Source organism: Allokutzneria albata (assembly GCF_900103775.1).
Classification (GTDB): Bacteria; Actinomycetota; Actinomycetes; order Mycobacteriales; family Pseudonocardiaceae; genus Allokutzneria; species Allokutzneria albata.
Map to the genome: position 1 here is coordinate 7,483,888 of NZ_LT629701.1, position 12,175 is coordinate 7,496,062.

General features: G+C 71.7%; 3 protein-coding genes. All 3 read left to right on the forward strand.

What is annotated here, in order from left to right:
* The first annotated feature begins 30 nt into the window (after positions 1–30).
* The gene (gene ettA / locus BLT28_RS34195) at positions 31–1,707 is read left to right on the forward strand and encodes an energy-dependent translational throttle protein EttA (RefSeq protein WP_030426521.1); all 1,677 of its coding nucleotides are present in this window, start codon (positions 31–33) and stop codon (positions 1,705–1,707) included.
* A gap of 16 nt (positions 1,708–1,723) precedes the next feature.
* Positions 1,724–7,066: a diguanylate cyclase domain-containing protein gene (locus BLT28_RS34200; protein ID WP_052406703.1), complete on the forward strand. Its 5,343-nt coding sequence runs from the start codon at positions 1,724–1,726 to the stop codon at positions 7,064–7,066.
* A gap of 123 nt (positions 7,067–7,189) precedes the next feature.
* The gene (locus BLT28_RS34205) at positions 7,190–12,175 is read left to right on the forward strand and encodes an NAD-glutamate dehydrogenase (RefSeq protein ID WP_030426519.1); all 4,986 of its coding nucleotides are present in this window, start codon (positions 7,190–7,192) and stop codon (positions 12,173–12,175) included.

Consider the following 12,175-nt stretch of genomic DNA (forward strand, 5'->3'; position numbering starts at 1 on the left):
GGCACCGACAGGACGGATACGATCGCGGTTATGGCCGAGTACATCTACACCATGAAAAAGGTGCGCAAGGCACACGGGGACAAGGTCATCCTCGATGACGTCTACATCCAGTTCCTGCCCGGTGCCAAGATCGGCGTCGTCGGCCCGAACGGCGCCGGCAAGTCGAGCGTGCTGAAGATCATGGCCGGCCTGGATCAGCCCAACAACGGCGAGGCCTACCTCGCCCCGGGCTACACGGTCGGCATCCTCCAGCAGGAGCCGCCGCTGAACGAGGAGAAGACGGTCCTCGGCAACGTCGAGGAGGGCGTCGGCGAGATCAAGGTCAAGCTCGACCGCTTCAACGCGATCGCCGAGCAGATGGCCACCGACTACTCCGACGAGCTGATGGAGGAGATGGGCAAGCTCCAGGAGGAGCTCGACCACGCCGACGCGTGGGACCTGGACTCCCAGCTGGAGCAGGCGATGGACGCCCTGCGCTGCCCGGCGCCGGACGCCGACGTCACCAAGCTCTCCGGTGGTGAGCGCCGCCGCGTCGCGCTGTGCAAGCTGCTGCTGTCCAAGCCCGACCTGCTGCTGCTCGACGAGCCCACCAACCACCTGGACGCCGAGAGCGTGCTGTGGCTGGAGCAGCACCTGGCCTCCTACCAGGGCGCCGTGCTCGCCGTCACCCACGACCGGTACTTCCTGGACAACGTGGCCGAGTGGATCCTGGAGCTCGACCGCGGCCGCACCCACCCCTACGAGGGCAACTACTCCACCTACCTGGAGAAGAAGGCCGAGCGCCTCGCCGTCGAGGGCAAGAAGGACGCCAAGCTGCAGAAGCGGCTCAAGGACGAGCTGGCCTGGGTGCGCTCCAACGCCAAGGCCAAGCAGACCAAGTCCCGCGCCCGTCTCGAGCGCTACGAGCAGATGGCCGCGGAGGCCGAGAAGACCAGGAAGCTGGACTTCGAGGAGATCCAGATCCCGCCGGGCCCGCGCCTGGGCAACGTGGTGGTCGAGGTCGACAACCTGGTCAAGGGCTTCGGCGACCGGGTGCTGATCGACGGTCTGTCGTTCAACCTGCCGCGCAACGGCATCGTCGGCGTGATCGGCCCCAACGGCGTCGGCAAGACCACCCTGTTCAAGACCATCGTCGGGCTGGAGAAGGCCGACGGCGGCGAGGTGAAGATCGGCGAGACGGTCAAGCTGTCCTACGTCGACCAGAACCGCGCGGGCATCGACCCGAAGAAGAACGTCTGGGAGGTCGTCTCCGGCGGCTTGGACTACATCCAGGTCGGCAACGTGGAGATGCCGTCCCGTGCCTACGTCGGCGCCTTCGGCTTCAAGGGCGCCGACCAGCAGAAGCCCTCCGGGGTGCTCTCCGGCGGTGAGCGCAACCGGCTCAACCTGGCGCTGACCCTCAAGCAGGGCGGGAACCTGATCCTGCTCGACGAGCCCACCAACGACCTCGACGTCGAGACCCTCGGCTCGCTGGAGAACGCGCTGGAGCAGTTCCCCGGCTGCGCCGTGGTCATCTCGCACGACCGGTGGTTCCTGGACCGCATCGCCACGCACATCCTGGCGTGGGAGGGCACCGACGAGAACCCGGCGAAGTGGTTCTGGTTCGAGGGCAACTTCGAGGGCTACGAGAAGAACAAGATCGAGCGGCTCGGCGCGGAGGCCGCGCGTCCGCACCGGGTCACCTACCGCAAGCTGACCAGAGGCTGAGCGGGGACTGACGACCATGGCGGCCGGTGGCGCGAACCAGGGATGCAGCGAGGCGGGGTTACTGGTCACCTCCGCCTGGCGGCTTCGCTGGCGCGCGCCCGAGCTGACCCTGGTCCTCGGCGAGCGCGCGGCCGAACTGGCGCTGGCCCACTCCGACGAGTGGGCCAGGCTGCGCGGCGAGATGCTGGCCCTGTTCGCGCTGAACCGGCTCGGACAGGGCGTCGCCGTCGCCGAACGCGCCATCGCCGCCCTGTCGGCGGCGGAGGCGGTCGGCGAGGTCGAGCTGGGCTGGCGGCTGCGGATCGAACTGGCCAACTCGGCCAGGGTGGTCGGCACGCCGCTCACCGGTTTCGCGTTGCTGCGCCCGCTGCTGGAGGCCGGTGACGCACCGGCGGGCCTGCGCGGCGCGGCGATGGTGCAGCTGGTGGACTGCCTCGCCCGGCTGGGCAGCGTGCCCGAGCTGACCGACGCGCTCACCGAGGCCGACCAGCTCTACCAGCAGGACCGGCAGCTGGAAGCCGACACCGTGGTGATCCTGCGGTCGCTGCTGCGCGCGGCGGCCGCGGGCAACCACCGGCGGTGGGGTGACCTGCCCGCCGCGGTGCACGCGGCGGAGGAGGGCATCGCCATGCTCTCCGACCTCTCCGATCCGGCGGCCGACAGCGGCTATGCCAGCGGAAGGCTTGTCCTGCAACGGGTTTGCGCCCTCTTCGACCTCGACCGGGACCGTGAGGCCGAGCGGGTCGCACTGGAGTTCATGGAACGTCCCGTGCGCTCCCCGCTGGCGTCCAGCGTCGGCTGGCTCAAGCTCGCGCTGGCCACCCGCCTGCACCTGCCCATGGGCAACGTGGAGTCGGCCGCGGAGCTGTTGCGCGGCACCGCCCACCTGGCTCGCAGGCACCGCTCCGAGCCACTGCTCACGCAGAGCCTGCAATCGCTGGCGCACGTCTACGAGCTGACCGGCGAGCTGACCGAGGCACTCGCCTGCCTGCGGGACGCGCACGCCGCCGAACGCCGCCGCCAGCGCGCGGTGTACGGGGTGCGCATGATGCTGATCGAGCGGCTGAGCAGCATCCAGCTGCCCGGCCACGACACCGCCGACACGGGAACCTCGCTCCGCGATCAGGTCGCGGCCACGCTGCGCCGGGGCCGTATCCGCCGTGACGTCGGGCGTGGCTCCGCCGAGATCGACATGCCCGGCCTGCTCACCCAGACCGGCTTCCTCCGCAGGCTGGACGCGGTGGTCAACGAGGACGGTGCCACCGACACCCTGGCGCTGGTGCTGCTGGACCTCGCCGGGCCGGAGCCCGCCGACGCCCACCCCCGGCCGGAGGAGATGCTCAACTCGCTGGTCGAGCGCGTGCGCGGCAGCCTGCCCAACCAGGCCACCCTGGCCAGGGTGGACGGCGACGAACTGGCCGTGCTGCTGCCCGGCACCACCCGGGACGAGGCGCAGCGGTGGGTGGCGGAACTGCGCTCGGCCATCGGGTTCCCGGTCGCCGTCAACGCCGGCGTCGCCGAGCACCGGCCCGGCGACACTCGCGAGGACCTGTTCACCCAGGCGGACCGGGCGCTCGCCGAGGCCAAGCGTCCCGCCTCGATCCCGTTGCCGGACAACGACTTCACCTCCGCTGCTGCCCACAGCGCGGGCGCCGGCTTCAGCACTGGCGCGGAATTCAGCACTGGCGCGGAATTCGGCACGGATACGGAATTCGGAGCGGATGCCGAATTCCGGGTTGACGCCGACCTCGACCACGGTGCCGACCCGCTGCTCGACGCCCCGTTCCTGGGCGACCCGCGGCTGGACGAGCCGGTCCACGAAACGCCGGTCCAGGAAACGCAGGAGTACGAGGAGCCGGTCCGCGACGACCAGTTCGCTGAGGACCAGTTCGCCGACGACCACTTCGCCGAAGAGCGGTTCGAGGCCGAGCCCGTCCGGCCGGAGCCGGTCGAGGACGAGCCGGTCGCCGAGCCCGTGAGCATCACGCCGCTGCCCAGCAGCGCGGTGCCCGACGACTTCGGCTATCGGCTCGACGACGCGCCCGAGACCGTCGCGGAGGACGAGGACACCTCCTGGCCGGTCCTCGATCCCGCGCCCGAGCCCGAAGCCGACCTCACCGCGGAGTACGAGGACGAGCCCATCCCGGACGAGGACCACCCGGCGCTCGGCGAGTCGCCGGAGCCCGCGTTCTTCGAGGCGCCGACGACACCGCTGCCGGTGATCACCGAGGCGGCGGAGCACTACCCCGTCCGCGACCACGGCGCGGAGGACGACTACAGCGACGATCCCGACTACAGCGACGATCCCGACTACCCCGAGCAGGAGGCGTCGTTCACCGCCGCGGAGCTGGAGACCCGCGCGGTGCGCGAGGCCGGGCCGGAGGCGAGCGGGACGTTCGAGCTGCCGAGCGGCCTGCTGCCCTCGGTGGTCAGCTTCTCCGAACCCGAGGCCGCCGACCCCGACGACGAGCTGGTGGAGATCACCGACGTCCGCCTGGACCCCGAACCGGTCGTCGAGTCCTACCACCACGACGCCTGGTCGGAACCGGACGAGCTGGAGCTGTCCCCGGCCGTCCTGCCCGGCTTCGCCGAGCCCGAGACCGAACCTGAGCCCGAGACCGCCCAGGAGCCGGACCGGGACGCCGAAGACCAGGTGCGCCGGGACTCGGTGGCCGAACTGCTCGCGCAGGTGATGGCCATGTCCAAGGGGGAGACCGGGAGCCTGCCGGTCGACCCGGCCGAGGACCAGCCGGAGCCGTCCGAGCCCGCCCCGAAGCACAACAACGGCTGGACCGATCCGGCCGAGACCCGCTCCGCCGCTCCCGCGCCCGTCCAGGACGACGACTCCTCGGCGTACGACCGCGTGATGGCGCACGACTTCCTCGCCGAGATGCACCGGGCCGATGTGGAAACGACGCCGGAACCCGAAGATCCGGAGGAACTGGACGAGGACTCGGCCTTCGAGGGCCTGAGCTTCTCGGTCGGGCTCCCGGTGAGCGCTCCACAGACCCCCGAGGCCGACGAGTACGAGATCCCGGAGGCACGGTCCGACTGGCCGCCCGTGCTCACTTCGCGCGATCTCCGCCTGCCCGGCTCACCGCACGCGGACGAGGAACCCGCCGAGCCCCAGTCCTTCGAACCCCGCTCCTTCGAGCCGAGCGCCGAGCCTGCTCCGGCCGCCGAGCCCCCGCGCAACGGCTGGACGAGCGGCTTCCCGGCCTGGCCGACGCGGAACGCCGAGCCCCCTGCGGACACGATTCCCGAGCCCCCGCCCGCGCCGAAGCTGCCGGAACCCAGCGAGGACCCGGAGCCCCACGAGCCGAGCCCCGTCCCGGACGTGCCCGAGCCGCACCCCATTCCGGACGAGCCGGGTCCTGACGCCATCCCCGCGCCGCCGCGACCCGTGCCGTCCCCGCAACCCGAGGCAGAGTGGTCGGAGAGCGAGGCCACCGCCGTCGATGCCGAGCACGACCAGCCCGGGCACGACGTCTACGCCCAGGCTCCCGCCGCGCACGACGCCGACGGTCACCGCGACGTCGCACGGAGCGCCGATCTCGCACCCGTCGAAGCCCCCCGCGTCGAGCCGGAGGCCGCTGAACGCTCCGCCGATCACGCCGACATCGAGCACCGTGACCGCACGCCGGGCCCCGTCGCCCACGCCGATGACGAGCAGGGCGACCGTGCGACCGCCGAACCCGCCTCGCAAGGAGACATCGAGCAGCGGCCTGCTGAACCCGAGACCGTCGAGCGCAGCAACGGCGCGCCCAGGCCCGTCGCCAGCATCGACGCGCAGCCGGACGAGGAAGCCGACGACCACGCGGATGACCAGCCCGGCGCCACCGAGCACACCTCGGCCGAGCAGCCCGTCGTCGAGTCCGCACTCGCTGACCAGGCAAGGCCCGAACGCGCGCCGACTCAGCCCGCAGCCGCCGAATCCGCGACGCCCGCCGCCGAGCCGGAATCGCAGGAGCCCGCGCCCGGTATCTCACCGACCCGCGTGATCCGTCGCCGGTCCCTCGCCGCCGAATTCGCCAGTTGGGCCAACGGCCAGGAGGCCAGGGGCGATGACGAAGGCAGCGGCGCCGGACAGGGCAGTGGTGACGAACGCGACAGTGATCATTCCAACACCGCCGATCATTCCAACACCGGCACCGGCGAGCGGACGAGCACTACTGCCGATCGCCTGGCGGACGTGAACGGGCCAGGCACCAACCCCTCGCTGGCCGTTCACCGCGTCGTGCAGCGCCGCACCCTCGACGAGGTCACCGACACGGCTCCGGCGGCGGAACCCGAGGCCGCCCCAGCCGCTCAGCAGTCCCAGAAAGAGCAGCAGCCCCAAGGGGAACAGGAACAGTCGGACCAGCAGCCCCAGGAGCGGAAGCGCCTCGCGGGCGGGCCGTCGTCCCGGCGCCGCAAGGCGGGGATCGGCCTGGCCGAACTGCTCGCGGAGGCCATGGTCGCCTACGAGAGCACCAAGTACGAGGGGCAGAACGCCACCGTCGTCCCCGACGCGATCGCCCTCGACGGCATGCTCGAAGAGCAGCCCCAGCGTCCGGCGAACGGCACGTCGGCCGCGCCGCCCACCAAGGTCGTGCAGGCGCCCGACTCGGCGACGACGCTGATGCCCGCACCGGGCGACTCCGGCGCACTGCCGCTGCCGGGACGGCCCACCACGGTCGTTCCCCGGGCTGACCAGCACACCAGCGTCCTGCCCACCGGCGACTCGGGGCAGCACACGCGGGTGGTCGCCGCGCCTGCCCAGGAGACGACCTTCCTGCGGCCGCAGGAACCCGCGCACCGGACGCCGGAACACCGGTCGGCGGGCCACCGGCGCCCGGAACCCCAGCAGGACCAGCGCACGGAGTACTGGGGCTCCTCCCCGGACGTGCCGAGGACGGCGCCCTACGTCTCCTCGGGCCCCTCCGGCCGCCTGCCCGCCCCGCCCGCGGAACCGCGGCACCGTCCGGAGGCGGACCCGAGCGGCGAGCACCCCTCGCCCGGCTACGACAGCGGCTGGTCGGCGCGCACCCGGCGAGCACCGCTGTCGATGCCGTCAGCCCCGATGGGGCTGCCGCCGGCCCCCGGCGAGTACGGCACCGGGGAGCACTGGTCGCCGTTCGGCGCGGCTGTCGGCGCGTCCGCCCGTCAAGATCCATCTGCCCGGCACCGGCAGCCGTCGGAGCCGCCACCGGCCGCCGCACCGCGACCACCAGCCGTCGCATCGGGCCAGACCGAAGTCGGTCCGGCCGGCCATCCCTCGGATGGGGAGGACGGACCCGGGGAGTCGCGACCGTGGGTGAGCTACGGCCCGCCTGACCAGCACTGGTCGTCGCTGGATCGGGGTCGCTCGAACGACTGACGGCGTGTCGCTCGGCGCGTCGGAACGGGGGTACGCCCGCTTCCCGGTTAGCGCATTCGGGGAGTTACCCTCGCCAGGTCCCGGCACAGCGGCGTGCCGGAGAGCGCGTGGAGCCTGCTGACCATGACTTCGACCGGAGAACCGTTGGGAACCGCAACGTCCCGTCCCGAGTCCACCCGCAACCCCGTCGACGACATCCCGGGCAGTCCGGAGTCGGTGCGCGACGAGCTGCTTGACCGAGCGGTGCAAGCCGCTCCCGACCTCGCCGAGCTGCTCCGCCTCTACTACCGGCACGTGCCGGCCGAGGAGGTCGTCGAGGACGAGCCCGTCGACCTGGTCGGGGCGGTCCGCTCGCACTACCAGCTCGCCGAGAACCGGGTCCCCGGCCGCCCCGCGGTCCGCGCGCTGAACCCCGAACGCGCCCACGACGGCTGGGCCTGCCCGGCCACCGTGGTCCAGCTGGTCACCGACGACATGCCCTACCTGGTCGACTCCGTGGTCGCGGAGCTGACCCGCAGCGGCGTGCAGGTCCAGCGGGTGGTGCACCCGATCCTGGTGGTGCGCAGGGACGTCACCGGCAAGCTGCTCGAGGTCCTCAACGACGCGGACCCCAGCGAGCCGCCCGCCGACGCGCTGGCCGAGTCGTGGATGCACCTCGAGGTCGACTACATCACCGACGCCGAGCGCGCCCGCGACCTGGAGCAGCGCCTGCTGTCGGTGCTCAACGACGTCCGCGAGGTCGTCGAGGACAGCGAGAAGATGGCGGGCACCGCCCTCGAGCTGGCCGGTCAGCTGGAGACCGCGCCGCCGCCGCTGCCGGAGGAGGAGGTCGTCGACGGCGCGGGGCTGCTGCGCTGGCTGGCCGACGGCCACTTCACCTTCCTCGGCTACCGGCACTACGAGCTGGTGCGCGACGAGAGCACGGACAACGAGCCCGCACTGCGCGCCGTGCTCGCCTCCGGCCTCGGCGTGCTGCGCCAGGACAGCCTCGCCGCGCGCAGCTTCACCGCGGGCCCCGACGCGGCCGCGCAGGCGCTGAGGAAGGAGCTGCTGGTCCTGACCCAGGCCAGCGCGCCGTCCACGGTGCACCGCTCGGTCTACCCCTACTACGTGGGCGTGAAGACCTTCGACGCGGACGGCAACGTCAACGGCGAGCACCGCTTCCTCGGTGTCTTCACCACCACGGCGCTGCACGAGAACGTGCTCGACATCCCGGTGCTGGAGCGCCGGGTGCGCCAGGTGATCCACCGCGCGGGCTTCCCGCTGGAGTCCTACTCGGGCCAGCGGATGCTCGAGGTGATCCAGAACTACCCGCGCACCGAGCTGTTCTCCCAGGACGCGGACTTCCTGTTCCACACGACCACGAAGGTGCTGGCACTGGCGGAGCGCCGCAAGCTGCGGCTGTTCCTGCGCCGCGACCCGTACCGCCGCTTCTTCTCCTGCCTGGTCTACCTGCCGCGCGACCGCTACACGACGACCTCGCGGCTGGCCATGCAGGAGGTGCTGCTCGCGGAGCTGAACGGCACCGGCCTGGAGTACAGCGCGCGCATCGGCGAGTCGGCGCTGGCCCGGGTGCACTTCATGGTGCACACCGACCCGCAGAGCGACATCGAGCCGGACACCGCGAGCATCCAGCAGCGCCTGTCCGAGGCAGCCCGCAGCTGGGACGACCTGATGGTGGACGCGGTGCTCGCCGAGCAGACCGCGGCGAGCGCGGGAACCGAGTCCGCGACCGAGCTGGGCCAGCGCTACGCCACGATGTTCCCGGAGTCCTACAAGGAGGACTTCCCGGCCACCGAGGGCCTGGCCGACCTGCGCAGGCTCCAGCGGTTGTCCGGCCCCGGCGACGCCGACATGTGCTTCTACGTGCCCGAGCAGGCCGAACCGGGGGAGCGCCGCTTCAAGCTCTACCTGGCCGGTCGCCGGATCACGCTGTCCCAGGTGCTGCCGGTGCTGCAGGGCATGGGCGTCGAGGTCGTCGACGAGCACCCCTACGAGGTGGTGCGCGACGACGGCATCCAGTGCTGGATCTTCGACTTCGGGCTGCGCCTGGAGCAGTCGGTGCTGGAGCAGATCGGCACCGAGAACCTGGACGCGGTGCGCAAGCGCTTCCAGGACGCCTTCGCGGCGGCCTGGCGCGGTGAGGCCGAGGTCGACCGGTTCAACTCGCTGGTGCTGCGCGCCGGGCTGGACTGGCAGCAGGCCGCGCTGCTGCGCGCGTACGCGAAGTACCTGCGGCAGGCCCGCACCCCGTACAGCCAGGACTACATCGAGGACGCCGTCCTGGCGCACACCGACGTGATCGCGGCGCTGGTGCGGTTGTTCGAGGTCCGCTTCGACCCGAAGCTGGCCGACGAGGGTCGCCAGACGCAGACCGACACCCTGGTCACCGAGATCACCAGGATGATCGACGAGGTCACCAGCCTGGACGCGGACCGCATCCTGCGCTCCTACCTCACGCTGATCAACGCCACCCTGCGGACGAACTACTTCGTGCGTGACGTGGATGACGCTGCCAGCGGCAAGCCGTACCTGTCGTTCAAGCTGGAGCCGAAGGCCATCCCGGACCTGCCGGAGCCGCGCCCGGCCTTCGAGATCTTCGTGTACTCGCCGCGGATCGAGGGCGTGCACCTGCGCTTCGGCCCGGTGGCGCGCGGCGGCCTGCGCTGGTCCGACCGCCGCGAGGACTTCCGCACCGAGATCCTGGGCCTGGTCAAGGCGCAGGCGGTGAAGAACGCGGTGATCGTGCCCGTCGGCTCCAAGGGCGGGTTCGTCGTCAAGCGCCCGCCGACGCCCACCGGTGACCCTGGCCTGGACCGCGAGGCGACCCTGACCGAGGGCATCGCCTGCTACCGGATGTTCATCTCGGGCCTGCTCGACCTCACCGACAACCTGCGGGCCAGCGAGGACGGCAACGTCGTCGTCCCGGCGCGGCAGGTGGTGCGGCACGACGGCGACGACACCTACCTGGTTGTCGCGGCGGACAAGGGCACGGCGACCTTCTCCGACATCGCCAACGAGGTCGCGGCCAGCTACGGCTTCTGGCTGGGCGACGCCTTCGCCTCGGGTGGCTCGATCGGCTACGACCACAAGGCCATGGGCATCACCGCCCGCGGCGCGTGGGAGGCGGTCAAGCGCGCCTTCCGCGAGCTGGGCACCGACACCCAGACCCAGGAGTTCACCGTCGTCGGCGTCGGCGACATGTCCGGTGACGTCTTCGGCAACGGCATGCTGCTGTCGGAGCACATCCGCCTGGTCGCGGCCTTCGACCACCGGCACGTCTTCATCGACCCGGAGCCGGACGCGGCCTGCGGCTTCGCCGAGCGCTCCAGGCTGTTCGCGCTGCCGCGCTCGTCCTGGGACGACTACGACCGGAGCCTGATCAGCGAGGGCGGCGGGGTCTGGCCGCGCACCGCGAAGTCCATCCCGCTGTCCCCGCAGGCGCGGGCGGCGCTGGGCATCGACGAGGGCGTGGAGAAGCTCTCCCCGGCCGAGCTGATCAAGGCGATCCTGCTCGCCCCGGTCGACCTGCTGTGGAACGGCGGCATCGGCACCTACGTCAAGGCCACCACCGAGAGCCACGCCGACGTCGGCGACAAGGCCAACGACGCGGTCCGGGTCGACGGCGCCGACCTGCGGGTGAAGGTGGTCGGCGAGGGCGGCAACCTGGGCCTGACCCAGCGCGGCCGGATCGAGTTCGCCAAGGCGGGCGGCAAGGTCAACACCGACGCCCTGGACAACTCCGCCGGTGTGGACTGCTCCGACCACGAGGTCAACATCAAGATCCTGCTGGACCGGCTCGTCGCCGACGGCAGGCTGGACTCCGCGCAGCGCGACGAGCTGCTGGTGGAGATGACCGACGAGGTCGCCCGGCTGGTGCTGACCGACAACTACCGGCAGAACGCGGTGCTCGGCGTCAGCCGGGCGCACGCCGCGCCGATGCTGTCGGTGCACTCCCGCCTGGTCTCCGAACTGGAGAAGAAGCGCGGGCTGGACCGGGCGCTGGAGTCGCTGCCCACCCGCGGCCAGTTCAAGGCGATGGAGCAGGCCAACGAGGGCCTCACCTCACCGGAGCTGGCGACGCTGCTGGCGCACGTCAAGCTCTCGCTCAAGGACGACGTGCTGGCCAGCGACCTGCCCGAGCTGGGCACGTTCGCGGCGCGGCTGCCGGAGTACTTCCCGACGCCGCTGCGCGAGCGCTTCGGCGAGGCCATCCCCTCGCACCCGCTGCGCCGGGAGATCATCTCCACGCTGCTGGTCAACGAGGTCGTGGACGGCGGTGGCATCTCCTACGCCTTCCGCCTCGCCGAGGAGATGACGGCCTCCTCGACCGACGCGGTGCGCGCCTTCGCCGTGGTGACCAAGGTCTACGACCTGCCGTCGCTGTGGCGGGAGATCGAGTCCCTGGACAACGTCATCCCGACCCAGGTCGCCGACGACATGGTGCTGGAGTCGCGGCGGCTGCTCGACCGCGCGTCGCGGTGGCTGCTGTCCAACCGCCCGCAGCCGCTCGCGGTGGGCGCGGACATCGCCCGCTTCCAGCCGGTGGTCTCCGACCTCGCGCCGCGGGCGATGGACATGCTGCGCGGACGGGAGCTGGAGACGGTCCAGGAGCACGCCGACCGGCTGATGTCCTCGGGCGTCCCGGAGAAGCTGGCCTGCCGGGTGGCCTCGCTGCTCTACACCTACTGCCTGCTCGACGTCACCGAGGTGGCCGAGCTGGCCGAGCGCGAGGGCGGCCTGGTGCACGGCGGCGAGCACAGCCCGCGCCAGACCGCCGAGCTGTACTACGCGCTCTCGGAGCACCTGGACGTGGACCGGATGCTGGTCTCGGTGAGCGCGCTGGAGCGGGGCAACCGCTGGCACGCGCTGGCCCGGCTGGCGCTGCGGGACGACCTGTACTCGACGATGCGGGCGATCACCCTGGACGTGCTGCGCACCAGCGACCCGGACGACTCCGCGGACGCCAAGATCGCGAAGTGGGAGGAGGCCAACGCCTCCCGGCTGGGCCGGATGCGCGCGGCGATGCAGGAGATCAAGGAAGCCGGAAGGCTCGACCTGCCTACGCTGTCGGTTGCGGCCCGCCAGGTCCGCAGCATCGTGAGATAA